This is a genomic window from Halorussus salinus (genome assembly GCF_004765815.2).
In the GTDB taxonomy this organism is placed as follows: domain Archaea; phylum Halobacteriota; class Halobacteria; order Halobacteriales; family Haladaptataceae; genus Halorussus; species Halorussus salinus.
The window spans coordinates 40,095-65,817 of record NZ_SBIS02000008.1; the positions used below are offsets into that span (position 1 = coordinate 40,095).

General features: G+C 68.3%; 23 protein-coding genes. 12 read left to right on the forward strand and 11 right to left on the reverse strand.

Going from position 1 to position 25,723, the window contains the following annotated elements:
* The first annotated feature begins 47 nt into the window (after nt 1-47).
* On the forward strand, nt 48-806 hold the full coding sequence (locus EPL00_RS17250; protein WP_135854305.1) for a CPBP family intramembrane glutamic endopeptidase: 759 nt from the start codon (nt 48-50) through the stop codon (nt 804-806).
* Here EPL00_RS17250 and EPL00_RS17255 read toward each other — a convergent pair.
* Both EPL00_RS17255 and EPL00_RS17260 read right to left on the reverse strand, forming a co-directional pair.
* A complete protein-coding gene (locus tag EPL00_RS17255; RefSeq protein WP_394352082.1) occupies nt 803-1,105 on the reverse strand; it encodes a hypothetical protein in 303 nt (100 codons plus the stop codon). The genes EPL00_RS17250 and EPL00_RS17255 overlap by 4 nt on opposite strands.
* Before the next feature lie 69 nt (nt 1,106-1,174).
* Nucleotides 1,175-2,140: a transcription initiation factor IIB gene (locus EPL00_RS17260; protein WP_135854304.1), complete on the reverse strand. Its 966-nt coding sequence runs from the start codon at nt 2,138-2,140 to the stop codon at nt 1,175-1,177.
* A gap of 124 nt (nt 2,141-2,264) precedes the next feature.
* On the opposite strand from EPL00_RS17260, the gene EPL00_RS17265 reads away from it, so the two are divergent.
* Nucleotides 2,265-2,552, forward strand: coding sequence for a hypothetical protein (locus EPL00_RS17265; protein ID WP_135854303.1), 288 nt, complete (start codon nt 2,265-2,267; stop codon nt 2,550-2,552).
* Nucleotides 2,553-2,757: 205 nt separating this feature from the next.
* Here EPL00_RS17265 and EPL00_RS17270 read toward each other — a convergent pair whose 3' ends face one another.
* From EPL00_RS17270 to EPL00_RS17280, 4 genes are all read right to left on the reverse strand, one after another.
* The gene (locus EPL00_RS17270; protein ID WP_135854302.1) at nt 2,758-3,807 is read right to left on the reverse strand and encodes an NAD(P)-dependent alcohol dehydrogenase; all 1,050 of its coding nucleotides are present in this window, start codon (nt 3,805-3,807) and stop codon (nt 2,758-2,760) included.
* Between the two features lie 63 nt (nt 3,808-3,870).
* The gene (locus tag EPL00_RS23630; protein ID WP_202932683.1) at nt 3,871-4,839 is read right to left on the reverse strand and encodes an alpha-ketoacid dehydrogenase subunit beta; all 969 of its coding nucleotides are present in this window, start codon (nt 4,837-4,839) and stop codon (nt 3,871-3,873) included.
* Entirely contained in the window at nt 4,829-5,971 is a 1,143-nt protein-coding gene (gene pdhA, locus EPL00_RS23635) for a pyruvate dehydrogenase (acetyl-transferring) E1 component subunit alpha (protein WP_202932684.1), read from the reverse strand. The genes EPL00_RS23630 and pdhA overlap by 11 nt, the downstream gene beginning before the upstream one ends.
* A 126-nt stretch (nt 5,972-6,097) precedes the next feature.
* Complete coding sequence (locus tag EPL00_RS17280; protein WP_135854301.1) at nt 6,098-7,381, reverse strand: MFS transporter; 1,284 nt, start codon at nt 7,379-7,381, stop codon at nt 6,098-6,100.
* A 125-nt stretch (nt 7,382-7,506) separates the two neighbouring features.
* Between EPL00_RS17280 and EPL00_RS17285 the strand changes: the two genes are divergently transcribed.
* Nucleotides 7,507-8,616, forward strand: coding sequence for a M24 family metallopeptidase (locus EPL00_RS17285; protein ID WP_135854300.1), 1,110 nt, complete (start codon nt 7,507-7,509; stop codon nt 8,614-8,616).
* A 91-nt stretch (nt 8,617-8,707) separates the two neighbouring features.
* Here the strand turns inward: EPL00_RS17285 and EPL00_RS17290 are convergent, their stop codons facing one another.
* On the reverse strand, nt 8,708-9,541 hold the full coding sequence (locus tag EPL00_RS17290; RefSeq protein ID WP_135854299.1) for an aldo/keto reductase: 834 nt from the start codon (nt 9,539-9,541) through the stop codon (nt 8,708-8,710).
* Nucleotides 9,542-9,631: 90 nt separating this feature from the next.
* On the opposite strand from EPL00_RS17290, the gene EPL00_RS17295 reads away from it, so the two are divergent.
* The 3 genes from EPL00_RS17295 to EPL00_RS17305 all read left to right on the forward strand — a co-directional run bounded on the left by EPL00_RS17295 (nt 9,632) and on the right by EPL00_RS17305 (nt 12,040).
* Nucleotides 9,632-9,904, forward strand: coding sequence for a hypothetical protein (locus EPL00_RS17295; protein ID WP_135854298.1), 273 nt, complete (start codon nt 9,632-9,634; stop codon nt 9,902-9,904).
* Between the two features lie 141 nt (nt 9,905-10,045).
* Entirely contained in the window at nt 10,046-11,236 is a 1,191-nt protein-coding gene (locus EPL00_RS17300; protein ID WP_135854297.1) for a hypothetical protein, read from the forward strand.
* 150 nt (nt 11,237-11,386) lie between these two features.
* Nucleotides 11,387-12,040: a bactofilin family protein gene (locus EPL00_RS17305; protein WP_135854296.1), complete on the forward strand. Its 654-nt coding sequence runs from the start codon at nt 11,387-11,389 to the stop codon at nt 12,038-12,040.
* An 18-nt stretch (nt 12,041-12,058) separates the two neighbouring features.
* On the opposite strand, the gene EPL00_RS17310 is transcribed toward EPL00_RS17305, so the two are convergent.
* Nucleotides 12,059-16,591 carry a GAF domain-containing protein gene (locus EPL00_RS17310; protein WP_135854295.1) on the reverse strand — a complete coding sequence of 1,511 codons (4,533 nt, stop codon included), beginning with the start codon at nt 16,589-16,591 and terminating at the stop codon, nt 12,059-12,061.
* Between the two features lie 299 nt (nt 16,592-16,890).
* Between EPL00_RS17310 and EPL00_RS17315 the strand changes: the two genes are divergently transcribed.
* Nucleotides 16,891-18,666 (forward strand): MutS-related protein, encoded by a 1,776-nt coding sequence (locus EPL00_RS17315; RefSeq protein ID WP_135854294.1) that lies wholly within the window; start codon nt 16,891-16,893, stop codon nt 18,664-18,666.
* 33 nt (nt 18,667-18,699) lie between these two features.
* Nucleotides 18,700-19,920: a glycosyltransferase family 87 protein gene (locus tag EPL00_RS17320; RefSeq protein ID WP_135854293.1), complete on the forward strand. Its 1,221-nt coding sequence runs from the start codon at nt 18,700-18,702 to the stop codon at nt 19,918-19,920.
* On the opposite strand, the gene EPL00_RS17325 is transcribed toward EPL00_RS17320, so the two are convergent.
* Nucleotides 19,907-20,119 carry a hypothetical protein gene (locus tag EPL00_RS17325; RefSeq protein ID WP_135854292.1) on the reverse strand — a complete coding sequence of 71 codons (213 nt, stop codon included), beginning with the start codon at nt 20,117-20,119 and terminating at the stop codon, nt 19,907-19,909. The genes EPL00_RS17320 and EPL00_RS17325 overlap by 14 nt on opposite strands.
* Nucleotides 20,120-20,290: 171 nt before the next feature.
* Here EPL00_RS17325 and EPL00_RS17330 point away from each other — a divergent pair, with 171 nt between their 5' ends.
* Entirely contained in the window at nt 20,291-20,908 is a 618-nt protein-coding gene (locus EPL00_RS17330) for a DUF7504 family protein (protein WP_135854291.1), read from the forward strand.
* An 87-nt stretch (nt 20,909-20,995) separates the two neighbouring features.
* Entirely contained in the window at nt 20,996-22,648 is a 1,653-nt protein-coding gene (locus EPL00_RS17335; RefSeq protein ID WP_135854290.1) for a HEAT repeat domain-containing protein, read from the forward strand.
* Nucleotides 22,649-22,730: 82 nt separating this feature from the next.
* Here the strand turns inward: EPL00_RS17335 and EPL00_RS17340 are convergent, their stop codons facing one another.
* A complete protein-coding gene (locus EPL00_RS17340; protein WP_135854289.1) occupies nt 22,731-22,970 on the reverse strand; it encodes a hypothetical protein in 240 nt (79 codons plus the stop codon).
* Nucleotides 22,971-23,088: 118 nt separating this feature from the next.
* Here EPL00_RS17340 and EPL00_RS17345 point away from each other — a divergent pair, with 118 nt between their 5' ends.
* Nucleotides 23,089-23,829 carry a hypothetical protein gene (locus EPL00_RS17345; protein WP_135854288.1) on the forward strand — a complete coding sequence of 247 codons (741 nt, stop codon included), beginning with the start codon at nt 23,089-23,091 and terminating at the stop codon, nt 23,827-23,829.
* An 81-nt stretch (nt 23,830-23,910) separates the two neighbouring features.
* Complete coding sequence (locus EPL00_RS17350; RefSeq protein WP_135854287.1) at nt 23,911-25,191, forward strand: ABC transporter substrate-binding protein; 1,281 nt, start codon at nt 23,911-23,913, stop codon at nt 25,189-25,191.
* Between the two features lie 229 nt (nt 25,192-25,420).
* Here EPL00_RS17350 and EPL00_RS17355 read toward each other — a convergent pair whose 3' ends face one another.
* Entirely contained in the window at nt 25,421-25,723 is a 303-nt protein-coding gene (locus EPL00_RS17355; protein ID WP_135854286.1) for a hypothetical protein, read from the reverse strand.

A 25,723-nucleotide genomic window follows, 5' to 3' on the forward strand; every position in this document is an offset into this window, starting at 1 on the left:
GCTGGCCGGGGAGACGACTTATCTTCCGTCGGACCGAAGACGGACGTATGGAAACGTCTACCGTAGACCGAACCCGCGAGGAGTCCTCGAAGTCCCGGTCGTTGCTCGTCGCGGCCGCGCTCGGGGTCGGCGGCTACGCCGTCGCCATCGTCGTCGTCGGTCTCGCCGCGCTCGCAGTGACGCTGGCGGGCGTCCCGCTGATGGAGCGGCCCGCGCTCTTGCTCGCGCTCTCGGTCGTGATGGGCCAAGGCGTCGCGTTCGGTACCTTCGCGCTCGGCTACCTCGCGTACACCGACCGCGGATTCGGCTTCGTGAAAGCTCGGATTCCGACGGTCAGGGACATCGCGTGGGCGGTCGGCGGGACGATAGCCCTCTTCGCCGGTCTCGTGGCGGTCTCGGCGCTGTTCACCGTCCTCGGCGTTCAGTCGGCGTCGAACACCGTCACGGACTTCGGCGAGCAGGACCCCCGAATCTTCCTCCTGCTCGTGCCCCTATCTTTCCTGTTCATCGGGCCGGGCGAGGAGTTACTGTATCGGGGCGTCGTGCAGGGTCGCCTCCGCGAGGCGTTCGGGCCGTGGGTCGCCATCGGCGTGGCGAGTTTCGTCTTCGCGGTCATCCACGTCTTCTCGCTCCAAGGGGCCGGAAAACTCGCGTATCTCGCCATCCTGTTCGTCCTCTCGCCGATTCTGGGCGCGGCCTACGAGTGGACCGACAACATCGTGGTCCCGTCGCTGATTCACGGCGCGTTCAACGCGATTCAGTTCTACGTCGCGTATCTCGGCGCGACCGGGGGACTCCCCGCCTAGGGAGACTCGCCCGAACTCCCGCTCCACCGGACGACGCGAAACCGGTCGTACCCACCGTAGGCGAGTTCGAGCGCGCCCATCCACCAGTTCCACTTCTCGGGGAGCGCGAGTCCCTCGGGGGCGTCCCGTAAGTTCTCGACGACGACCGCGGTCGTCAGTTCGCTGTCCATGTGAGACTCGAACTGGCCCGAGTCCGCCAAGTCGCGGGCCTGTCTGGCGACGACGCGTCTGGTCCCGGCGTCGCCGCCGAACTCCTCGCCGAGTCGCTTCTCGAATCGCTGACCGATTCCCATTTCCATTGTCTCGAAGTCCGCCACTGTACTACTGAGGCCGCACTGTTCGGCTCCGCCTACCCTCCTTACGTCTCCTCAGTTGTAAAGTCCGATGGCCTTGATCTGCTCTTGGTACCGATTCCGGATGGTGACTTCCGTCACCTGCGCCACGTCCGCGACCTCTCGCTGGGTCTTCTTCTCGTTGCACAGCAGGGAGGCGGCGTAGATGGCCGCGGCGGCGTACCCCGTCGGCGACTTGCCCGACAGCAGGCCCTTCTCTGCGGTCACGTCGATTATCTCGTTGGCCTTGCTCTCTACCTCCTCGGTCAAATCGAGTTCCGAGCAGAACCGCGGCACGTACTTCTTCGGGTCCACCGGCTCCATCCCGAGCGAGAGTTCCTGAGAAATGTAGCGATACGTCCGACCGATTTCCTTGCGTTCGACCCGCGAGACCTCCGAGACTTCTTCGAGGCTTCGCGGAATTCCCTCCTTCCGGCAGGCCGCGTACAGCGCGGCGGTGGCGACGCCCTCGATTGACCGCCCCCGAATCAGGTCTTCCTTGAGCGCGCGCCGGTAGATGACCGACGAGACCTCCTGTACCGACCTCGGTACCCCGAGCGCCGAGGACATCCGGTTGAGTTCGCTCAACGCGAACTGGAGGTTTCGCTCGCCCGCGTCCTTGGTCCGGATGCGCTCCTGCCACTTGCGCAGGCGGTGCATCTGACTGCGCTTCTCCGACGAGAGCGACCGGCCGTAGGCGTCCTTGTTCTTCCAGTCGATGGTGGTCGTCAGGCCTTTGTCGTGCATCGTGTTCGTCGTCGGTGCCCCCACGCGACTCTTCGACTGGCGCTCTTGGTGGTTGAACGCGCGCCACTCCGGCCCCCGATCGACGTTTCGCTCCTCGACCACGAGTCCGCAGTCCTCGCAGACTAACTCGCCTCCGCCAGCGTCCGCGACCAGACTTCCGGCCTCGCACTCCGGACACGTCTGGGTATTCTCGGAGTCCCCCTTCTCGGTCTCGACCTCTTGCTCCCGCTCTCGCTGGCGGATTGGCCCGGTCATGAGTCTGTTAGTAAGTTGGTGTGGTAGATAAACCCTACGCGGCCACGTACCGGACCGTCGTCCGGTAGCGACGCGGCGACTCTTCGCCACCGGCTTTTATTACTTCGTCGCGCCTCCTCCCGGTATGGCACCCTCTCGCCCGACGGTCTTCACCGTAGACGAGTACGACGCACTGGAGTTCGACGCGGTTCTCGTCCGCGAGCGCACGGTCGTCTGTCTCGACGGCGACGAGACGGCCCGCGTCGTCCCGCTGAACAAACTCAACCACGTGGACGCCGACCCCGAGACGATGCTGGTCGAGCGCGAACTCCCCGAGAGCTTCTACGGCGGCGGGGAGTACGGCTTCGTCCGCGTCGAGGAGTACCCCGAACTCGAAGACCACCTCGACCAACTCGACGCCGAGGAGTACTGAGACGCCACCGGACCTCGGCGCAGAGCAACGACTCGTCGGTCGCGTCTCCGAAAGGCAAAAGAGCAGAAGGACGCCCGAGTGAACCGGCTCGGGTCCTTCCGCCGATACCCTCAGCCGTGAGGCCTCATCGGGCGTTCCAGAAGTTATCGACTCCTCGGAACGCCCCGAATAAGTATCTTGCTGTCTTCGGACCCGGCGAGTCCGCTCAGAACCGCACCAGCGGTTTGACCACGCCGTCCTCTTTGGAGGCCATCAACTCGAAAGCCTCGCCGATGTTCTCGAAGTCGAACTCGTGAGTCGTCATGTGCGTCGGGTCCACGCGCCCGGCGTCGATGAGTCGAAGCAGTCGGCCCAGTCGGACGTTCCCGCCGGGACAGAGGTCGGTCACGATGTCCTTCTCGGCCATCCCGACGCCCCACGCCTCGCGCGGGATGTCCACGGTTTCGCCCTCGCCGTAGTAGCCGACGTTCGAGATAGTGCCGCCGGGCTTGGTGACCGCCACGCAGTCGGCCAGCGTCTCCTCGCTCCCGAGCGCCTCTATCGCGGCGTCCACTCCCTCGCCGTCGGTCAGTTCGTGAATTCGCTCCACCGGGTCCACCTCCTCGAAATCGACTATCTCGTCCGCGCCGTACTCGCGGGCCAACTCCTGTCGCTCGGGGACGCTCTCGACGGCGATGACCCGTCCGGCCCCCTGCAACCGCGCGCCCTTCGTCGCCATCAGGCCGACCGGCCCCTGCGCGAAGACGGCCACCGTCCCGCCCATCGGTATCTCGGCGTTCTCGGCCCCCGCGAAGCCGGTACTCAGCATGTCGCAGACGTAGGCGGCCTCCTCGTCGGTCACGCCGTCGGGAACGTGGGCCAGATTCGCGTCGGCCTCGTTGACGTGGGCGTACTCGGCGAACACGCCGTCTTTCTCGTTGGCGAACTTCCAGCCGCCGAGCGCGCCGCCCGACTGGGAGGAGTGGCCGTCTTGGGCGGCGGCCGACCCCCACTCGGGCGTGATGGCTCCCACGACCACCCGGTCGCCCTCGCTGAATCGCTCGACTTCCGACCCCACCTCGTCTACGATTCCCACGGCCTCGTGGCCGAGCGTCAGGTTCTCACGCTCGCCGATGGCTCCGTGGACGGTGTGAACGTCCGACGTGCAGATGAGTGCGACTGTCGGTTTCAGGATAGCGTCGTTCGGTCCCGGTTCTGGTCTGTCCTTCTCGGCGACTCCCGTCTCGCCGATGCCGTTCATGACGAATGCCTGCATGGTTTTCCCCGACGCAAGCACCACGCGAGAGCTAATCAACCTAGGGCGAGCGGTCCGGCCGACTCATGCCGAGAGCGCCCGCTCGATTCCCCGCCGGATGCGCTCGGCGTCGGGTCGGTAGGCCTCCTCGCGGGCGAACATCGGGAAGGGAACGTCGTAGCCCGTCACGCGCTCGACCGGCGCTTCGAGGTGGTAGAGCGCGTCGTCGTTGATACGGGCGATTATCTCGGCCGCGAGGCCACCGGTCCGAGGAGCCTCGTGGACGACGACGCACCGTCCGGTCTTCCGGACCGATTCGAGAATCGTCTCGGAGTCCAGCGGAGAGACCGTCCGCAGGTCGATGACCTCGGCGTCCGCGTCGCCGTCATCCACCGCCTCGCGGGTCTCGGCGAGCATCGCGCCCCACGCCACGACGGTCACGTCCGACCCCTCTCGCACCACTTCGGCCTCGCCGAGCGGAACCGTGTGTTCGCCCTCCGGAACCGCCTCTCGGGAGGCCCGGTACCGCTTGGTCGGTTCGAGGAAGACCACCGGGTCGGGGTCCCGAATCGCCGACGTGAGCAGGCCCTTCGCGTCGGCGGGATTCGCGGGCACGACGGTCTTCACCCCCGGAACGTGGGCGTATCCGGCCTCGTAGCTCTCGGAGTGGAGTTCGAGCGCCCGGATGCCGCCGCCGTAGGGCATCCGCACCGTCATCGGCACCGAGAGCGCGCCGCGGGTCCGACTCCGCATCCGCGAGGCGTGCTGGTGCAACTGGTGAAAGCCCTGAAACGCGAAACTGGCGAACTGAATCTCGGCGACCGGGGTGAGTCCGTACGCGCCGAGTCCGACCCCGAGGCCCAGTATCGCGGCCTCCGCGAGGGGCGTGTCGTACACCTGCTCGGGGAACTCGTCGTAGAGGTCGCGGGTCGCGCGGAACACCCCGCCGTTGACGCCCACGTCCTCGCCGTAGACGAGTACGGAGTCGTCGCGGGCCAACTCGTCGGCGAGCGCCTGCCGAATCGCCTCCACGAGTCTGAGGTCATTCGTCACGGTCCGCCACCTCCCCGCCCCCGGCTTCCGTCTCGCCGGGGAGTCCGCCCTCGGCGCTCGCGGGTTCGTCGTCCCCCGTGCGCTCGAACTCCTCCTTCTGCCGCCGGAGTTCCGGCGGGGCCTCCGCGAACACGTAGTCGAACATCTCCGCGGGCACGACCTGCTCTTGGCCCTCCTTCGCGCGGTCGATTTCGTCGGCGACCAACTCCTCTATCTCTTCGCCGATGCTCTCCTCGCGCTCGTCGTCCAGCAGACCCTCGTCCCGGAGGTACGTCTCGAAGCGCGCGATGGGGTCTCTGGCCTCCCACTCGGCCTCTTCCTCCTCGGTCCGGTAGGCCCGCGGGTCGTCGCTGGTCGTGTGCATCGACCGCCGGTAGGTCTGGGCCTCTATCAGCACGGGGTCGCCCTCGCGGGCGGACTCCAGCGCGTCGCGCGTCACCGCGAGGACGCCCAGCACGTCGTTGCCGTCCACCTGCACGCCCTCGATGCCCGCCGCGATGGCCTTCTGTGCCAGCGTCTCGGCCCTGCTCTGGCCGCTTCTTGGCACCGAAATCGCCCACTGGTTGTTCTGACAGAAGAAGACGCAGTGGGCGTCAAGCACGCCCGCGACGTTCATCGCCTCCGCCACGTCGCCCTGACTCGTCGCGCCGTCGCCGAAGTACGTCAGGGTCGCCTCGTCCGCGCCGGTTATCTCTTGGCCCCACCCGACGCCTGCGGCGTGGAGCGACTGGGACCCGACCGGGATGGACGGCGGGAAGTTCGCGCCCGAGACCTCAGCGCCCTCCTCCATCCCCATCGAGTACCACAGCAGGCGGTGAATCGGCGTCCCTCGCGTGAGAAAGGCCGCGCCCTCGCGGAACGAGGGCACCATCCACCCCTCGGGTTTCAACGCCGTCGCGGAGCCGACCTGCGCGGCCTCCTGCCCGATTCCGGGCGCGTAAGTCCCCAACTCGCCGCGACGCTGGAGCGCGACCGCTCGCTCGTCCACTCGGCGCGAGAGTCGCATCAGGCGGTAGAGTTCGAGCAGTTGCTCGTCGCTCACGTCGGGGAGTTCCGCCTCGTCGGCGTTGCCCTCCTCGTCCAGTGCTTGCACGTACTCGACCGAAAACTCGGCCACTCGCTCCCGAACCACGCGCCTCGTACCACGGCGTCCCACTTAGCTGAGGGGGCCGCGTGGCCAGTTTCACAGCGTGGGCCGCGTAGCCAGCGGGGTCGGGCGGAGTGGGGTTTCGGGGAGAGTGAGGGACCGCGGGCGACCTCAATCCGTCGCCGCCGACGCGCCGACTTCCGAGTCGCTTCCTGCGTCGTCGCTCTCGCTCGCCGGTCTGACCGGTGAAAATGCGACCCAGACGAGACCCGCACCTGCGGTCAGCACCACGGCGCTCGCGGCGAGGAGCCGAATCGGCCCGAGCGCGGCGGCCGCGTACCCGCCGCCGACCTTAGCGACCCCGGCGACCAGCGAGAAGACCATCGTCGCGCCCGAGAGGACCGTCGCGCGCCCGACGTTCTCCACGCGGTCGTTGAGGTACTGGTTCCGGAGCGGCCGGAACACGCTCCGGGCTCCTCGGGTCAGGACGACGACCGGAACCACCAGCACCGGCGCGAACGCGATTGCCGCGTAGGTCACGCCGAGGAGGGGCACCAACAGGACCAAGGCTCCGCGGACGCCGAGGGTCTCCTCTATCCAGCCCGCGCTGGCGGCCGCCGCGGCCGAGACCACCTTGAACCCGGCGTAGAGGAGACCGAGCGCGGGCACCGAGACCCCCGCGGCGGTCATCGCCGGTTGCTCGAAGGTCCGCGAGAGTTCGAAGAGCGTGTAGACGAGCGCGGCGAACGCGACGAACCACCGGATTTCGGGTCGCCGGACTTGGATGCGGAGCGTCCGGAGCGCGTCGCCGACCGTGAACGTCTCGTCTTCGACCGGTGTAGAGTCGGCGCTGTCGGCCCGTCCCTCCTCGTCGTCGCTCTCGGCGTCGCGCTCGCTCGCCACGGTCGGGAGCGTCGCCAGAATCGGAATCCCGAGCGCCGAGAGGAGGGCGTTGGCGAGGAAGGGGAGCGACCAATCGACGGTCACGAGCGCGCCCGCGGCGACTGCGGTCGCCCCCGAGGTCAGTAGGAGCGCGGTGTTGGCGCGACCGCTGACGCGGGCGAACTCGTCGGCCTCGCCGTGGGCGTCCAGAACCTCGTAGAGCCACGCCTTGCCCGTTCCCGACCGGAACGCCCACCCGAACGCCCAGACGACGTTCAGGCCGACGTAGGCGAGCGGCGAGTCGGCGACGACCCAGAGACCGAGCGCGACCGCCGACAGGAGGTTCCCGACCGCGAGGCTGGCCCGCCGACCGATGCGGTCGCCGACGTAGCCCGTGGGAATCTCGGCGGCGACCTCCGCGAAGAGGAACGCCGCGCCGGTCAGGCCCACGACTTCCATGCCGTAGCCCTTGACTTGCGTGAGGTAGACGACGCTTACCGGTAGGTAGAAGCCGTAGGCGTTGGTCATCTTGTAGGCGTAGTAGCGCCGGACGACGCCTCGAAGGTCTCCCATTGGCTAGAACGACTCGCGCCGACCTAATGGGGTTTCCCGGAAGCCGATTTATGTAGAATTTCTATCATTCAGCCGCCCGCCGACACTCACACAACTTTAAACGCTATCCCGCGCAACGCCCTCGCATGGACGCTTTCGAGGAGCGGACCCGGCGATGTCAGGACCGACTCGCCGCGGTCGGCGCGGACGCGGCCGTGTTGTTCCCGAGTACCAACCTGTTCTACGTCTCGGGGTTCCGCGAGGAGCCCGGCGAGCGCCACCTCTTTCTGGTGATTCCCCGCGAGGGCGACCCCGCCTTCGTCGCGCCGGAGATGTACGACGCTCAGATTCGGGACTCCTCGTGGGTCCAAGACCTGCGGTTGTGGGCCGACGGCGAGGACCCTACAAAACTCGTGGCCGACCTCGCCGACGAGTTTGACCTCCGGGGTGGTCACCTGCTCGTGGACGACACGATGTGGGCGCGGTTCACCCAAGACCTGCGCGAGACGTTACCCGAGGCGACGTTCGGCCTCGCCAGCGAGGTGTTCGACGACCTCCGAGTGCGCAAGGACGACACCGAGTTGGCCGCTCTTCGGACCGCAGGCGAGGTGGCGGACCGAGTGAGCGTCGAAATTCGGGAACTAGGCGAGGAGGCCGTCGGCATGACCGAGGACGAACTCGCCGACGAAATCGAGCGCCGACTCGCCGCGGCGGGCGGCGACGAAATCGCGTTCGGCACCATCGCGGGGTCGGGACCCAACGGTGCCAAGCCCCACCACCGCCACGAGGACCGCGAGATTCGGCCCGGCGACCCGGTGGTACTCGACTTCGGCGCGTACGTCGATGGCTACCCCGGCGACCAGACCCGGACGGTCGTGTTCGCTGGCGACCCGCCGGAGGGCTACGAGGAGGTCCACGAGGTCGTCCGGGAGGCCCACGAGGCCGCAGTCGAAGCGGTCGAACCCGGCGTCACGGCCGAATCCATCGACCGCGCCGCCCGCGAGGTCATCGAGGAGGCGGGCTACGGCGACGAGTTCGTCCACCGAACGGGCCACGGCGTCGGGTTGGACGTTCACGAGGACCCCTACATCGTCGCGGGCAACGAGACTGAACTCGAACCGGGGATGGTGTTCAGCGTCGAACCCGGCGTCTATCTCGACGGCGAGTTCGGCGTCCGCATCGAAGACCTCGTGGTCGTGACCGAGGAGGGGTGCGAGCGACTGAACGACTCTCCTCGGACGTGGGAACCGCTCTGAGGATGGTCTCCCGGTCGTCTTCTCGCTCCAGCGTGTCTGCTCCGCGTCCGGCCCTTTCCTGCCCTTCCGGCCCTCTCGGTAGTAGGACCGGTCAGAACGGGACGCGACGAACGAGCGCGGGGAGGTGGTTCCGGAGTCGGACTTCCAGACTCCCGGTTCGGTCGCGGACGCGCGCCATCTCGTCGTCGGTCAGCGAGAAGTCGAAGACAGCGGCGTTCTGTTCGAGGTGCGCCCGACTGCTGGCCTTCGGAATCGCGACGACGCCCTCCTGCTGGACCAGCCAGCGCACCGCCACTTGTGCGGCGGTTTTGTCGTACCGGTCGCCGATGCGTTCGAGGAGGTCGTCGGTCAGCGCGTCTCCTCTGGCCAGCGGACTGTACGCGACCAGCGCGAGACCGTTCGCCGCGCAGTACTCCCGGAGGCGCGACTGGTCCTTGTATGGATGGTAGAGGACTTGGTTCGCGACGAGCGGAATCTCGGCGGCGCTCCTCGCCTCACGGAGTTGCGTCAGCGTGTAGTTGCTGACGCCGACGTTCTTCACCACTCCCGACTCGTACAGTTCGGTCATCGCGTCGAGCGTCTCCGCGACCGGAACGCGCGGGTGGGGCCAGTGGGCCAACAGCAGGTCCACGTACTCGACGCCGAGTCTTTCGAGACTCCCGCGCACGGTGTCCAGTACGTCCTCGTAGCCGAGGCTCGACCGCCACACCTTCGTCGTCAGAAACACCTCGTCGCGGTCCACCTCCGAGCGGGCGATGCCGTCCCCGACGGCCTCCTCGTTGTCGTACGCTTGCGCGGTATCGACGTGCCGGTAGCCGAGGTCGAGCGCCGTCCGGACCGTCTCGGTACACTCCGGTCCGGTGTTCTGCCACGTTCCCAAGCCGAGTTTCGGGATGCGAGCGCCGTCGGTCTCGACGTATTCCATGTCTCGGCGTCATGTCGAAAGAGCAAAAATACCGTGCTTCCCGAGACGATTCCGAAACCTGAAATTCGTCCGCGGACGTACCCCGAGTCAGTGACCTACCTGAGCCACACCGTCCGGTCGCTCCGCGACGACCCGATTCCCGACGAGGAGGTCCGCCTCGTCCTCACGGTCGAGGACGCCCCCACGGTCGAGGATGACGCCGACGAAATCGAATCGGCGGTCGAATCGCTCGACGGCGAGGTCGTCCGCGAGTTGGCGTTCGACCGCCTGCTGGTCGAAGTCGCCCAGACCGACATCGACGCGATTTGCTCGCTCGACGGTATCTCGTCGGTCGAGACCGACGCGGTTCTCGGGCCGACCTGACCGGACTCGTCGTTCGCAGTCGGCGACCGCGACCACCGTGGGAAGTTTTCACAAACCCGACCGTCGGTTGTACCAACCGAACGGACCTCCTTCCGGGCAAGCAGTTTCAAGTGACAGTCCGATGTACGAGTGTGCGGGGAAATGGGGGACGACGACACGAGACACCGGAGTAGCGCCGTCCACGACGAACCCGTGGGGCGGATGGGGCGGCGGCGGTTCGTGAACACGCTCGCGGGCCTCGGATTCGGCGCGCTCTCCGCGAGTCTGCTGACGGCCGAGGACGTGCAAGCCGCGAGTAGCGACGAAGTACCGATAGTGTACGGGCTGACGAGAGACGGTAGCGACTCCGACGACGAGAATGCCGCGACCGTCAAACCGCGCCGGAAGACGGTCCCGGCCGACTGGTACGACGACTTCCGGGCGGCCGTCGCGGCCCACCGAAACCTCGACGTGATTCACCGCGAGGAGGTCGCCAATTCCGCGGTCTCGCCGGGCGAGTACGGCGGCGCGAACGCGACCATCCGCGTCGAGATAACCGCCGAGGAGGTCCGGGGTGCGGTGCCAGAGCGCGTCGAGGAGACGCCGGTCGAGGTCCGGCGCGTCGAGCGGACCGGCGACCGCCAGCGCGACGCCGACTCCGCGGCGCTCCGCGATAGCGGGGCACTTCGCGATAGCGACTCGCCCGGCCAGCGCGAACGGGACGGCGGCGTGCCGGGGAGCGTCGCCGTCGCCAGCGACAAGTTGTTCGGGACGCTCGCGCCAGCGATGAGCGACCCGAGGGACGGGTCGCTGTACTTCGCCACGGCGAACCACGTCTTCGGCGGCACCGGCAACGGCGGCGATTCGCTCTACCTCCTCGACGGCGGGAGGACCGAAATCGGGTCGGTCCGGTCGGGCTATCCGAAGGCCGATATGGTCTGTGCGAAACCGACCGACGGCTACCGGCCGCTCCACCGGATTCGAGACGGCAGGCCGGGCCGCGTCCTCGGGCAGTTCACGAAGGTCGGTCTCGCGGACCTCAAAGCCGCGGGCGAGAAGTTGGAGAAGATCGGAGCCAAGACCGGCCACACGAAGGGGAAGATTCAGGCGGTGGACGGCCTGACCTGCGCCTACGGGGCCATCTGCAAGCGGGGCCAACTCAAGTGGGGCGAGGAGTCCGGCTTCGGCGACGGCGACAGCGGGTCGGTGAACTTCCACCCCGACCCGGACGACCCCGACGCGGGCGTGCTGGTCGGCGGGTTCAACAACGCCCGGACGTGGTGGCCCGGCGAGAACTACGTCTGGGGGACCGCGGCCCACCACGTCACGGAGCGCCACGGGTTCACGTTTTGACCTCGCGGAAATATCTGTGATTCCTTAGAAATTGAAATTATATCTCTAAGAAACACGAATATTTTCGAGCGCCGTTTCGTTCTCTGTGAGCGGTAGTATCACGACGGCCCAGAGTAGCGTTAAGTCGGTCGCTGGCGTCGGTCGTCTCCTATGCGAGAACCGCTTTCTCGACGCCGAACGCTCGTCGTCCTCGGTACCGCGGCCGCCCTCGGCCTCGGCGGCGGAGGCGTCGTCGCCCAAGACGGCGACGCGAACGAGAACGACTACTGGACGGTCACCCGCCAAACGGCCGACCGAGTGGTCGCGTCCGACGCGGACGGAACCGTTCGCTCGGACGGCGACGTGTACGTCACCGCGGGCGTGGAAATCGACGGCAACGTCACGGCGGGCCGTCACGTCGTCTTGGAACGCGACGCCGACGTGGACGGCGACATCGACGCCGGAGGAGCGGTCGTCGTGGGGTCCGGCGTGGACCTCGACGGCGACGTGGACGCGGCCAGCGACGTTCTCCTCGGGGTCTCCCTCCCTCGAAACCGCGAGAACTACGCGGACGACCGACTCCGGGGACTCGCCGACATCGTTCGCGGGGCGGACGTGGACGTAGACGGCGACGTGACGGCCGGGCGCGACGTTCTCGTCGCCCCCGACAGCGACGTTGACGGCGACATCACCGCCGAGGGCGTCGTCACCATCGGTCGCCGCGTGGACATCGACGGCGCTATCTCCGCCGACGAGATTCGACGCGACGCCGCCGTGAGCGGTGGCGACGCCGATGACGACGATGGCGGTGACGACGACAGTTAGAACGACCGATACGTCCGTTCAGTCGTCCAAGAACGCCGACAGCAGTTTCCGCTCGCCGACGCGCAGGTGTTGGTGGAACGTCGGCGCGGAGACCCCGAGCGAGTCGCTGACCTCCTCACCGGTACTCTCGCGGGGCCACTCGAAGAACCCGGCGTAGTAGGCCGCGTCGAGGGCCGACCGCTGGCGCTCGGTCAGGTCGTCTTCGAGCGCCGACTGGAACTCTTGGACCGTCTGGTCGGGGCGCTCGCGCTCGCGCTGGGCCACGACATCGGTGCCGGGAATCGCGTCCTGAATCGACTCCACGACCGAGCGCACGTCCGCCTTCCGCGGGAGTTCTACGACGCTCCGGCCGCCGTCGGCGTCGAACTCCACGTCCACCAGCGTCCCGCCGTGTTCGCCCAGCGTCCGGAGCGGCGACGGCCCGGTGTAGACGAACTCGAAGAGGTTGCCGTCGTCGTGTTCGTTGACGAGTCTGACCTGCTCCACGTCCGGGGCCTCGGTCGCTCGCTCGCGCACGCGGTCGGGTTCCAGCCCCTCGACGGTCATGAAGTAGACGAACGACCCGTCGGTGGTCATCGTCACGCCCTCCAGCGAGAAGGTGCCGCCCTCCTCGCGGGGGACCCGCGCGAAGAAGCCGTCCCCGTCGCGAATCTCGAACTCGACTTCGACCACGCTGTCCGAGAGGAGCGCCTTCTTGTTCTCGGCGGCGTTGATGGCGTGACCGATGGTCTCGCCGAGTTCCGCCAACACCGCCTGCTCGCGGTCGTCGAAGGCGTCGGCCCGGTCGGCGTAGACGCAGAGGACGCCGTAGACCGTCTCGCGGTAGCGAAGCGGGATTGCCGCGGCCGACTGGTAGCCCCGTTCGAGCGCCATCTCTCGCCACGGCTCGAACTCCTCGTCGTCGGGGACGCTCTGGACGACCTGCACCTCGCGGGTCTCCAGCGCCCGCTGGCTCGGTCCCGTCGGCGTCTCGTCGCGCATCCCGACGACGGCGTCGAGGTAGCCCTCCTCGACGCCCGCCCACGCGGTCGGCCTCGGGTCGTTGCTCCCCGCCATCACCTCGCCGGTCCACGCGAACTGGTACTGTTCGGACTCCGCGAGGCGTTCGGTGACCGCTTCGGCTATCTCCTCGCGGGTCGCGGCCCGGACCAGCAGTTGGTCCACGTCGCGGATGACCTCGTTGATGCGGTCGAGTTCCGCGAGTTGACTCCGCTGGTCGGCCAACTCCGACTCGCGGGCCGCGCGGTTCAGCGCGACTTCGACGTTCGCCGCCAGCACGCGCACCAAGTCTATCTCGTAGTCGTCGAACGCGCCGACGGTCGGCGAGGCGACGGTCATCACGCCCCACTCGCCCAGCGGGAACGCGCCGAACGCGCGGATGCCCTCCGAGCCGTCCTCGGCCGCGCGGGGGTCCTCCCACCCGTTGTCGAAGTGTTCGGCCTCGCCGTTTTCGAAGACGCTCCCGACGATACCTTCGCCCGGCGCGAACGTCGGCGCATCGCCGACCTCTTCGATGGTGTTCTCGGGGACGATGTACGGTTCCAGCACTTCACTCTCGTCGTCCCACCGGAACACTGACGAGTGGGGGATGTCGAGGACGGTCCGGACCGTCCGGACCGCGGTCTCGCAGATGTCGCGCTGGCGTTCGGCCGCCATCAGGTCGCGGGTCGCGCCGTGGAGGTCGTCCAGCATCGCCTCGCGCTCGACGCGCTCGGTCACGTCGTAGTAGAGTTCGACCCGGCCGCCAGCGTACAGGCCCGACTCGATGGGGCGACTGAGATGCTGGAGGTACCGCTCGTCGCGCCCGCCGCCCGACGTGACGTGACAGGTGAACTCCTCGACGGAACTGTTCTCGTCGTAGGTCCGCGTCACCGTCTCGGCGAACTCCTCGCCGTCGGCCACGGCGTCCCGGACCTCGCGCTCCACCAGCGTCGGTTTGTCCGCGCCGACGATTCGCTCGCGGTCGAGACCGAAGTACTCGGCCACCGCGGAGTTGGCCCACGCCACCTCGAACTCGTCGTCCAGTACGAAGATGCCAACGTCGGTGTTGTCCATCACGTCCTCGGTCATCGACCGGTGGCGCTCCTCGGTGCGCTTGCGCTCGGTGATGTCGGTGTAGATGACGTAGTTGCCGGAGTCGCCCGAGACCTCGGCGTTTCGGAGCAGGAAGTCCCGAACGCCGTCCTCGGCCACGCGCTGGACCACGGCGTCCACGCGCTCGCCCCGGCCGACGCGCTCGTTGAGTTGGCGCGCCTCCGCGAGGCTGTCGTCGGGCACCAGCAAGTCGTCCAACGACTCGCCGCGGGCCGCCGACTCGTCGTAGCCGAAGGTCTCCTCGAACGCCTCGTTGACCGACTGGACCAGCGGTTCGCCGTCGCGGAGTTCGTAGCGCGCGGTCGGTTCGGGGACGTTCTCGAACAGCGCGGCGAACCGGTCGCGCTCGTCGCGGAGCGCCGTCTCGGACTCGACGCGGACCAGCGCCTCGGCGGCGTGAGAAACCAACAACTCCGCGAGTCGCGCGTCCTCGCGGTCGAACTCGCCCGGCGATTCGGACCCCGCTTGGAAGACGCCCGCGTCGCCGAACGGGATGCTGAGCAGCGACCGGAACTGTTCGGTCACCACGTCCACGTCGGATAGCTCGTGGATGTCGCGGACGACGAACGACTCGCCGGTCCGGTAGGTCTCGCCCGCTAATCCCTCGTCGGCCTCCAGAACGTCGTAATCGGCCGCGTCGAGTTTCGACGAGGTCGCCTTCGGCACGAGGAGACCGTCCTCCTCGATGTCGATGCCACAGATGTCGAACTTCAGAATCTCCTCGGCGGCGTCCACCGTCTGGCGGTAGATTTCGTCCGGCGTATCACAGCCCTCCAACTTGACCGCGACGTGGTGAAGCTCCTCGATTTTGCCCTTCTCGCGGGTCAGGTCGCGCTCCAACTGCTTGCGGTCGCTGATGTCGGTGTAGATGACGTATCCGCGGTCCGCTTGGGCCGGAACGCCCGCGGTCCGGAGCAGGAAGCTCCGACGCCCCTCGGCGGTCGCACGCACCACCTCGGCCTCGACGTGTTCGCCCGCCCGCATCCGCTCGACGTGTTCCTCGGCCTGCTCGCGGTACTCGTCGGGGACGATGTACTCGAAGACCGATTCCCCGAACAGCGCGCCGCCCTCGTAGCCGAAGGTCTCCTCGAAGGCCTCGTTGACCGACCGGAACACGGGCTCCCCGTCGCGCATCTCGTAGTAGACGATGGCGTCGCGGGTGTTCTCGAACAGCGCGGCGAACCGGTCGCGCTCGTTCTGGAGCGCCGTCTCCGAGCGAATCCGCTGGAGCGACTGGGCGAGGTGGGAGGCCAGCAACTCCGCGAGTTCGGCGTCGCTCTCGTCGAACGCCGCCGACCGCTTCGAGACGGCCTGAAACACGCCCATCTCGCCGATGGGGACGGTCAGCGCCGACCGGTAGCCGCTCTCGGCCGGGTCCACGCTCTCGGCGTGGAGGTCCGCGGTCCGGAGCGTCTCGTTCTCCCGGTAGGCGCGGGCCGCGAGTTTGTCGTCGGCCGACAGCGCGGTCGTCGTGTAGTAGCCGTCCGTCGGCACGCCCTTCGAGACGGCCTGCGGGACGAGTTCGCGGCCCTCCACGGTGTCCACCGCGCAGAGGTCGAATTCGAGCAACTGCTCGGCGGTCTCGACGGCCAACCGACAGACCTCCTCGACGCTCTCGCAGTTCTCCAGCATCACCGCGACCTCGTGGAGTTCCTTCGTCTTTCGCTTCTCGGCTTCGAGGCGCTGTTTTAGCTCCTCGCGCTCGCCCACGTCCCGGACCACCGCCGAAAAGTAGTGTCGGCCGTCCCGGACGCTCTCGCGGAACGACACCGCCAGCGGAACCTCGCGGCCCTCGCGGTGACGACCCGGCAGTTCCACGTAGTCGCGGCGGACGAGGTCGTCGTCCGCGCACAGCGACCGGACCTCCTCGTCCACGCGGTCGTGGACCGACTCGGCGAGCAACTTCTCGACGGACTCGCCGACCACTTCGTCGGGTTCCCACCCGAAGACGCGCTCGACGGCCTCGTTGGCGAACGTCACCTCGCAGTCGTCGTCTATCGTGAGAATCGGGTCGGGCGACTCCTCGACCAGCGTCCCGAACCGGTCGGCGAGTCGGTCGCGCTCGCGTTCGACCGCTCGGAACTCGGTCGCGCGCTCGACCCGACGGCCGATGCGCTCTGGCAGTCCGGCCCGCGGTCTGGTCGGGACGAACGCCACGTCAGCGGGTGCCTCCTCGACCGACTCGGCCACGAGGAGCCTCGCGATATCGGGATAGAGCCGCCCGACCGCCCCGAGGAGTTCCCCGCCGCGAACGTCGTCGAGTTCCTCCTCGGCGACGATGCAGTCCACGTCCCCCGATTCGAGTCCGTCGAGCGCGCTCGCTCCGTCGCGCTCGGCCCTCACCTCGGCGTCCGGTAGCCTCGCGGCGAGAGACTCCCCGCGCCCCTCCTCGCCGACGTACAGTATCCTACGCGCCGCCCCCGTCGCGCTGCTCGCGTCCCCCTGCGGCCTGAGCATCGTTCGCACGACAGACACTCCGTCGTTGTTAGCGTTTCGCCTCTGCTCTCTGACCGTTTCCTATCTTCCGTGACGGTATCTGTTGGAATTGCAGTTTAGGGTTTAGACTTTTTGATTTCTCGGACCTTTAATATCGTATTTGAAATATCGGCGCGCTTCGCCGGTGTCGGTTCGCGCTCCCGCCGTGGGGCACGAGGCACCGTCGGACAACCCGCGTCTTCCGAGCCGCGCCGTCCGTCGAGTTCCGGCGAGACGACGCTTCTGCAACCATTAAGAGCCGGGGGCCTCACGTCTCGGGTATGCGACTGGAGGAGTACTGGGGCGTCGGGCCCAAGACGCGCGAGCGGTTGGAGGCCGAACTCGGGACCGAGCGCGCCGTCGAGGCCATCGAGTCGGGCGAGGTCAGGTCGCTGGTCGCCGCGGGACTCTCCCGCGGGCGCGCGACCCGCATCCTCCGCCGGGCCAACGGCGGCGAGGGCATGTCCGTGCTGGCGACCCGCGACACCCGCGCCGTCTACAAGGAACTCCTCGACGTGGCCAGCGGCTACGCCGTGACCGAGGACGCGGCCGACCGCATCCGGGTATTGACCCCGCTCATGGAGCGCGAGGAGGCCGAGTCGCGGCTCGATTCGGTGATGGACGCGGCCTCCTCGTGGGCCGGAATCGACGGCGAGACCCGCGAGGCGGTCCTGTCGGCCTTCGCCGAGTACGCCGAGGACGACCGCATCGGCGACGACGAGGCCGCGGTTCGGACCGTCCTCGCGTTGCGCGAGGCGGGCCTCTCGGAGGGCGCGTTCTCGCGCGTGGCCGACATCGACCGCGCGGACCTCGACGCCGCGGCGTCGGCGCTCGCGGACCTCGACGGCGGCGACGTGGCCCGCGGCGTGGACGAGGAACTGGACTCCCTGCGCGACGCGCTCTCCGGCGTGGAATCGCTGTCTGCCGACTCGCTCGACGCCATGCAGGAGATACGCGAGGAGGCCCGCGCGGGAGCCGAGTTCGGCGAGGTCGTCGTGGACTACGTGGCCAGCGAGACCGACGCCGGGTTCCGGCGCGTCCGCGACGCGACGCCCGACGAGGCGGTGGACGCGACCGACTTCGTGAACGCGACGCTCCGGGAGTTGGCCGACGACCTCCGGGAGTCCGTCGAGGAGCGCGAGCGGTCGGTCGCCCGGCGGCTCCGGGGTCGAATCGCGGAGAACCAGTCGGCCATCGACGCCGCGACCGCCGCGGTGTCGGACCTCTCGTTCAACCTCTCGCTGGCGCGCTTCGCGGTCGATTTCGACCTCACTCGGCCCGCGTTCGCGGACAACGGGTTCGCGGTCCGGAACGCCCGGAACGTCTCCATCGAGGCCGGGGACGAGGCGGTCCAACCCGTGACCTACGCCGTCGGCGACCACGAGGTGCCGGGCAAATCCGGTTCTGGAGGGCCTGTCCCGCCGAGCGGCGACCGCGTGTCGGTCCTGACCGGCGCGAACTCCGGGGGGAAGACGACCCTGCTGGAGACGCTCTGTCAGGTCGCCCTGCTGGCTCAGATGGGCCTGCCGGTCCCCGCCGACGAGGCCGAGGTCGCCATCTCCGAGGATATCGTGTTCCACCGCCGCCACGCGAGTTTCAACGCGGGCGTACTGGAATCGACGCTCCGGAGCATCGTCCCGCCGCTGACCGAAGGCGAGAACACCCTGATGCTGGTCGACGAGTTCGAGGCCATCACGGAACCGGGGAGCGCCGCCGACCTCCTGCACGGACTCGTCCGTCTGACGGTGAATCGCGGTGCCTTGGGCGTCTTCGTCACGCACCTCGCCGACGACCTCAAGCCCCTGCCCGAGAAGGCCCGCAAGGACGGCATCTTCGCGGAGGGACTGGACGACGACCTCGAACTCGAAGTGGACTACCAGCCCCGGTTCGGCACGGTCGGCAAGTCCACGCCGGAGTTCATCGTCTCGCGCCTGCTCGCGGGCGCGGACGACCGCACCGAGCGGTCGGGCTTCGAGACGCTGGCCCGCGCCGTCGGCGAGGAGGCCGTCCAACGCACCTTGGACGACTGGCCGCCGGAAGCGAACGCCGACGACTGAGTACCTGTAGCTCCCACTTCCACGCCCCTACCCGTGACTCCACCCCGAAACCCCACCGACGCCAGAATCGTCCTCGCTTCGGGTGTCCTGCTGGGCGTCGTCGGTCTCGTCTCGACCGCGCTCCAGCACCCGACGCTGGTCGGCATCGACCTACAGGTGTACTACTTCGCGGCGAAGGCGGCGCTCGCTGGCGGCGACTTCTACGCGGTCTCGCCGCCGATGCACCCCCAGTACGGCTACGTCTACCCGCCGATTTCGATTCTGTTCTTCTATCCCTTCGGTCTCCTCGGGAGTTGGCAGGCCGCCTTCGCCGCGTTCACGCTCCTGAATGTCGCGGCGGCGCTCGGCGTCGCAGTCCTGCTGGTGCGGACCATCGAGGAGCGCCGCCCCGAACCGCTCCCGCGGCTCGACCGGGGTCTCGTCGCGGGGTTCTGCCTGCTGTCACTGCACTCGGCTTCGACGCTCCTCTACGGCGAGACGAACTTCCTGCTGTTGCTCGCGCTGGTCGCTGGCTTTCGGTGGCTGGACCGGAACCGCGGCGTCGCCTCCGGCGTCGCGTTCGCGCTCCCGGCGTTCGTCAAGTTGTTCCCCGCCGCGGTCGGCGTCTGGCTCCTGCGCGAGCGAGCGTGGCGCGCGGTCGCGGCCGCGACGGCGACCGGCACGGGCCTGTTCGCGCTCAGCGTCGCGGCCTTCGGCGTCGAGAGCCACCTCACCTACGTCGAGGTGGCGATTCTGCCGCGCCTGTCCAGCGCCGAGTTCGCTGGCGGTCTCCCGGCCGGGACGGCGATGCTCACGCTCCGGCGACCCATCTCGGTCGCCCTGCCGGGACTGAACCCCTCGCTGTACGGCCCGCTCGCGTTCGCCCTCCTCGCGCCCGCGGTCGGCTACTGCTACCGGGACGTGTCGGGAGCGGTGGACCGACTCGTCGCGGTCTTCGCCACGATGGCGGCCATCGTCCTCGGGTTCCCGTCGCTGTTGCTCTACGCCGTCTTCCTCGTCTTCCCGCTGGTGCCCCTGCTCTACCTGCTGGAACGCAGCCCGGCCCGGAACCTGTTCGTCGCGGGGGCGTTCGTCGCCAACTTCGCGGTGACGCTGGCGAACGTCCGGAGCGCGCTCGCCGGGACGACTTTCGAGGGACTCCTCGGCGTCCTGCGCCCGGTGTTGACGCTCGGGACGCCGACGCTGTACGGGACGGTCCTGATGCTCGCGGGGTGTCTCTGCTGGGCGAGGAGGTCGTCGGTCAGAAGAACATGACCCACGCGATGAGTCCCATCGTGAGGAGGGCCAACAGCGCGGGAAGCAGGGCCAACAGCGCGTTCGTCAGGCTACCGAGGCGCTGTTCGTTGTCTACCGGTCGAAGGACGCTGTAGCCACATTCGACGCACTGCTTGCGGTCCGTGCGGTGCTTTCGACCGCAGTCCTTGCACTCCCACTGCTTTGGCCCGATACCCATGTCGCGTTGCCCGATGCCACGAACCGGGGGGTGTTAGCTCTTGCGACCTCTCTTGGGACCGCTTTCGAACGGTATTTCGCGTCTGTTGGCGGCTCTCGACGCTCTCTGCGGGAGTCTCTCCTCCGAACGGGTCTGCTAAATTTTAAATAGCCCGCTGTCGATATTTCCAGCGTGGCACGTTCACAGTCCTCTCCCTCCAACACGCTGTTGGAGGGTCCGGTCTCGCCCGAAGACGTGACGCCGGAGGTGTGCGACGTTCTCGGCCGCCCTGCGGAGACGAATCTGTTGGTCATCTCCTACAGCGACGACCCCGACGCGTGGCTTCGTAACTGGCGACGCACGGCGGGCGAGCGCCCGGCGGAGTTCGGGTTCGTCAACGTCGGCGTCACGACTCGCTCGACGGCGTCTGCGAGCAGTCCGAGTTCGACTTGTCGCTCAGCCCCGACCGCTCGTTCGCCGTCGCCGGACGACACCCTGCCGGTCGCCGCCGCCGTCTCGGACCCGGCGGACCTCGCGACCGTGGGCGTCAGAGCCAGCGAGTACCTCGAAACGTGGCGCGAGGAGGACCGGCGGTCGGTGGTCCTGCTGGACTCGCTGACCGCACTGCTGGACGCGGTTGCGCTCGAACGCGCCGCCCGCTTCGTCCACCTCCTCGGGGGTCGGATAGAGAGCGTGGACGGCCGCGGCTACTTCCTCGCGGACCCGGCGGACCACGACGACGCCGCGCTCGGCGTCCTCCGCGAACACGTCGATAGCGTGGTGACCGCGGACTCGTCGCCGCCGACGTAACCCGAGCCAGTCCGTCGCTGATTTCCCGTTCTCCTCACGCCTCGGGAGGGAACACTTATCCGACAGGCGCGACACCCCGGCGTACGAATGGCAGACGGCGAAGCGGAATCCGGCGAGCGCGCAGGAGACGAGAGCGAACGCGCGGACGACGGCGACGAACACGCGAACGGTGACCAGCGCCGCCAGCGAGACCGCATCGCGACGCTCCGCGAGGAGGCCCGCGAGCGGTGGGGCCGGGCCGACGACGACGTGGAGTCGGCGGCGGCCGACCTCGCCAGCGACGACCCCGAGGAGCGCGCCGCCGCGGCGTGGACGCTCGCCGAACTCGCCGAGGACCCCGACGACTCGCGGCGCGTCCCGGTCGAGTCGGGCCTCGCGCCGCTGTTGACCGACGACGACGAGTGGGTCCGCCGGGGTGCCTCGTGGGCCGTGGCGAACGTCGCCGACCACCATCCCCACCGCGCCCGCGGCGCGCTCTCGGCAGTTACCGAGAGTCTGGACGATTCGGACCCGCTCGTCCGGGAGAACAGCGTGGTCGCGGTTGCCGACGTGGCCCGCGAGTACCCCCACGCGGTCGAACCCGTGCTGAGTCGCCTCGCGGACCTCGTGCGCGACGAGGACGGTCTCGCCCGCCGACGCGCCGCCGAGACGCTCCGGCGACTCGTCACCCGACTCGACGAGGACGGCTTCCCCGAGACCATCGAGGCGACGCCCGACATCGCCGACCTCCTCGGGGGCGACGCGGGCGTGGTCGCCGCGACCGACGACGGGGGCGAGGGCCGACCGGTTCGAGTCGGCGGCGCGGACGACTCGCCGGACGACGAGGGCGAGAACGCTCGCGGCGGTCGGAATCGCGCGACGACCGACGACCGCGGCCCGCCCGACCAACTCCCGGCCCCGCCCGAAATCGACGCGGCGCGGGGCGACTTCGAACACCTCGCGGACTTCGGCGACGGCCCGCTGACTACCGCGGCGAAGGTCCGCGCGCCGTCGCTGTCGGAGGGCGGCCAGCGCGTCGTGGTCGTCTGCCGGACGCTCCGGGCCGACGCGGGCGTCTCCCCCGCCGACTTCGAGGAGGCCCTGCGCGCGTGGGCGGCCGTGGACGACCATCCGCACGTCGCGCCCGTCCTCGCTCGCGGCCCGACGCCGCGGCCGTGGCTCGCCACGGAGTTTCTGGACGGCGGGAGCCTCCGGGACCACGTCGGCTCGGTCGGCTTCGAGCGCGCGGTCTGGTACGCTCACTGTCTCGCCACCGCGGTCTCCCACGCCCACGCTCGCGGCGTCGTCCACGGCGCGCTTCGCCCGAGCGCGGTCGGGTTCTCCCGGACGCTCGGCGCGTGGCCCGTCCCGAAGGTCGGCGAGTGGGCCTTCGGCGACCTCCTCGGGGCGGTGCAGGAGCTTCCGGCACCGCCCGCCTTCGCCGCTCCGGAACACCTCGCGCCCGACGAGTTCGGCGGGCCGGACTCCTCGACGGACGTGTACCAACTCGGCGCGCTCTGTTACGCGCTGTTCGCTGGCCGCCCGCCCTTCGTCGGCGAGACCGAAGCCGTGGTTCGGGAGGTCCGGGTGTCGGACCCGCCGCCCGCCAGCGCGTTCGCCGACGGGGTGCCCGACGAGATAGACGCCCTCCTCTCGCGGGCGCTGGCCAAAGAGAAGCAGGCGCGCTTCGAGACGGCCGAGGACTTCCGGCGGGAGTTGGAGGTCGTCGCGGGGAACCTGTCGCTGTCCTTCGAGTTGTAGACCGCCTTTCGAGTTTCAGAATCCGGATTCGACCCTCTCGCTCGGAGACGCGACGCTCTCGGGGTCGGCGCGGTCGCCCTCGCTATCGTCCGCCCGCCGGGCCGTCGTCGTGGAAGTACAGCACCCGCTCGCCCTCGCTTCTGGCGCGCTCCTCCTCCACGTCGTACCGACTCGCGCACCGCCGCGCGTACTTCGTCAGGGCGGAGAACGGCGGCCCGCCGAACACGTCCGCCCAGCGGTCGCCCCGCGAGACGACGACGCGCTGGTCGTAGGCTTTACCGCAGACCGGGCAGGGCGTCTCGTCCGGGTCGTGGGAGTGCACACCAAGCGATAGGTGCGCCGAGGCTTTCAATCTCCCGGCGCTGGCGGGGACCTCGCCTCCCGATTCGGACCGAATTCCGCCCGTATTTAAGTATCCTCGATTCGTCGCCCCGACACGAATGGCGCTCGCGCCCCTCACCGCGCACGCCTCCGGCGACCCCAGCGCCGCGGTCGTCCACTTCCTCGCGTCGGTCCTCGTGACCGCGGCGGCGGCGTTCTTTGGCTACTACGCCGTCCTGAACCTCCGGCTGAATCGGTTGGACTCCCAGACGCCGTTCTGGCGCTACCTCGCGGCGGTCGGAGCGACGGCGGGTATCTACGGTCTCCTCGGTATCGCGGCGACCGTGGTCCACTCGCGGGCGCTGACCGCGTTCGGTCACGGGGCCTTGCTGTTCTGCATCGTCTTCCTCGCGTTCTCGATGCGAGAAGTGTACTATGAGTCGGCGCTCGCGCCCGCCCCGGACGAACAGCGGTTCTCGCTGGAGACGCTCCGGCGCGTCGAGGCCGGGTTCGTCGTCGTCATCCTCGTGGAGTGGGTCGCGGTCCTGCTGGTCGAGCAGTCGCTCGTCGCGCAACTCGTCAAGGGCGTCGGGAGCGTGGCGTTCGCGGCCTACGGCGTCGTCTTCGCCGAGAAATTGGAGGCGATGGCGCGCGGGACCGCGCTCGACACCATCCGGCGACACCTCCTGCTCGTGTTGGTCGCGCTCGGGGTCCTCGGCGTCGCGGACCTCGGCGTCGTCGCGGGCCTCAGCCCCGTCGTCGTGCAGGCGACCGAGAGCGTCTTCGTCGTCCTCGTGGCTGGCTTCCTCGTGACCGCGACCGTCCGCCTCCAGCAGAACGTCGAAGGATTGGCGCGGTAGTTCTCGTCGGGCGTCTCTTTCGCCGAACTGGTCGGAAACCATTAGTATCCGTGCGTGGTGGCCAACTCCGGGGGTTGACAGATGGGAACACACGACGACACGCTATCGAGACGCACGTACCTCAGAGCGACTGCCGGGGCGAGCGCGGCGGGACTCGGGAGTCTGACGGGACTCCTCGGCCAACAGATGAACACCTTGGAGGTCCAGCACTGGTGGACCGGCGGCGACGGGGCGGACGCCATCGGGGCCTTGTTCGAGGGGTTCCAGCAACAGTATCCCGACATCCAAGTGAACCAGAACCCGGTGTCGGGCGGCGCGGGCCAGAACTTGCAGACAGTCATCAAGAAGCGCGTGCTGAACGACAACCCGCCGAGTTCGTGGCAGGCGTGGCCGGGGGCGAACCTGTTACCGTACACTCGGGCGAACAAACTGGAGGACATCGAGGAGTCGGTGTGGTCTCGAAACGGCATGAAAGACGCCTACCTGCAGGGGCCGAAAGACGCCGCCCAACCGTCGGGCAACTACGTCACGGTGCCGCTGAACATCCACCGCATCAACAACCTGTTCTACAACGTCTCGGTCGTCGAGGAGGCTGGCGTGGACCCCGCGTCCATCTCGAAGCCGAGCGACCTCGTGGGCGCGTTGGAACAGGTCAGCAACAACACCGACGCCGCGGGGATGGCTCACCAGACCCAATCGGGGTGGTCCACGCTCCAGCTCTGGACGACCGTCCTGCTCGGCGAACACGGACTCGACACCTACACGGCGTTCACGCAGGGGAACGTCCAACAGAACCAGCAGGCCATCAAGAACTCGCTCCAGATAGTCAAGGACTACCGGCAGTACTTCAACGAGGACGCCGGGTCGGTCGGTTGGACCGAGGCCAACACCAAGGTCATCGACGGGAACGCCGGGTTCTTCCATCAGGGCGACTGGGCCGCGGGGATGTACCGCGGCCAGAGCGGGTTCGAGTTCCCGGACGCGTGGAACCACGTCACGTTCCCCGGCACGGAAGGCCAGTACATGCTCAACATGGACTCGTTCCCCTTCCCGACGAACAATCCATCACCGGAAGCGACGACCCGGTTCCTGCGCTACGTCGGGAGCGTGGACGCCCAGCGCCGGTTCAACCCGAAGAAGGGGTCGATTCCGCCCCGGACCGACGTGCCACAGGACGCGTTCGGTCCGTTCCTCCAAAGTCAGATGCAGGAGTTCAAGAACTCGGAGGCACAGCCGCCCTCGACCGCGCACGGATTGGCGGTAGACCCCGAGACGCTGACGAATCTCGAAGACGCGATGGCGACGTTCATCTCGTCGTGGAACGTGGACCGGACGTATCAGGCGATGACGCAAGCGTTCTAGTAGCTCGACGGCTTTCTTTTTTCGACCGCGGCCTCCGCCTCTCCGACCGGAGCAGTCGCTACGCGAGTAGAATCAGGGCGGCGGAGACCGCCCCGGTTGTCAGAGGCACAGTTTGAGTACGACTCCCTGCCTGCGACGCCGGGGCGTCTGACAGGCGTCTCGAAATCCGTCCAACAGACGGTTAGGTGTACTGCATGGTATGCCGCTTCTTTAAGTACTCCGCCGGGGGTCACGCCGGGAGGTCGGCCTCCTCGGGAGCCTCGACGGACCGCCGCTCGTACAACCGCTTGCGTGCGTCGGGGACGTACAACTGTTCTACGACGAGTCCTTCGTCTTCGAGTTTACTCAGCGCGTCGCGGGTCGTCCGTGCTGGCAGGAGTGCCTCCTCGCGTATCTGGCCCTGCGTCAGCGGCGCGTCGGCTTGCTCTAACACCTTGTAGACGAGTTTCGAACTCGGCGGCAGGCTCAGAAGGCGCTCGAAGCGTTGCTCCGGTGTGGTCTCCGGGTCACTGCCCGTGGCAAAAACGATCAC

Coding starts and splice junctions, on each gene's coding strand:
- EPL00_RS17250 (WP_135854305.1), top strand. CDS start 48: ATGGAAACGTCTACCGTAGACCGAACCCGCGAGGAGTCCTCGAAGTCC.
- EPL00_RS17255 (WP_394352082.1), bottom strand. CDS start 1,105: ATGGAAATGGGAATCGGTCAGCGATTCGAGAAGCGACTCGGCGAGGAG.
- EPL00_RS17260 (WP_135854304.1), bottom strand. CDS start 2,140: ATGACCGGGCCAATCCGCCAGCGAGAGCGGGAGCAAGAGGTCGAGACC.
- EPL00_RS17265 (WP_135854303.1), top strand. CDS start 2,265: ATGGCACCCTCTCGCCCGACGGTCTTCACCGTAGACGAGTACGACGCA.
- EPL00_RS17270 (WP_135854302.1), bottom strand. CDS start 3,807: ATGCAGGCATTCGTCATGAACGGCATCGGCGAGACGGGAGTCGCCGAG.
- EPL00_RS17280 (WP_135854301.1), bottom strand. CDS start 7,381: ATGGGAGACCTTCGAGGCGTCGTCCGGCGCTACTACGCCTACAAGATG.
- EPL00_RS17285 (WP_135854300.1), top strand. CDS start 7,507: ATGGACGCTTTCGAGGAGCGGACCCGGCGATGTCAGGACCGACTCGCC.
- EPL00_RS17290 (WP_135854299.1), bottom strand. CDS start 9,541: ATGGAATACGTCGAGACCGACGGCGCTCGCATCCCGAAACTCGGCTTG.
- EPL00_RS17300 (WP_135854297.1), top strand. CDS start 10,046: ATGGGGGACGACGACACGAGACACCGGAGTAGCGCCGTCCACGACGAA.
- EPL00_RS17305 (WP_135854296.1), top strand. CDS start 11,387: ATGCGAGAACCGCTTTCTCGACGCCGAACGCTCGTCGTCCTCGGTACC.
- EPL00_RS17310 (WP_135854295.1), bottom strand. CDS start 16,591: ATGCTCAGGCCGCAGGGGGACGCGAGCAGCGCGACGGGGGCGGCGCGT.
- EPL00_RS17315 (WP_135854294.1), top strand. CDS start 16,891: ATGCGACTGGAGGAGTACTGGGGCGTCGGGCCCAAGACGCGCGAGCGG.
- EPL00_RS17325 (WP_135854292.1), bottom strand. CDS start 20,119: ATGGGTATCGGGCCAAAGCAGTGGGAGTGCAAGGACTGCGGTCGAAAG.
- EPL00_RS17335 (WP_135854290.1), top strand. CDS start 20,996: ATGGCAGACGGCGAAGCGGAATCCGGCGAGCGCGCAGGAGACGAGAGC.
- EPL00_RS17345 (WP_135854288.1), top strand. CDS start 23,089: ATGGCGCTCGCGCCCCTCACCGCGCACGCCTCCGGCGACCCCAGCGCC.
- EPL00_RS17350 (WP_135854287.1), top strand. CDS start 23,911: ATGGGAACACACGACGACACGCTATCGAGACGCACGTACCTCAGAGCG.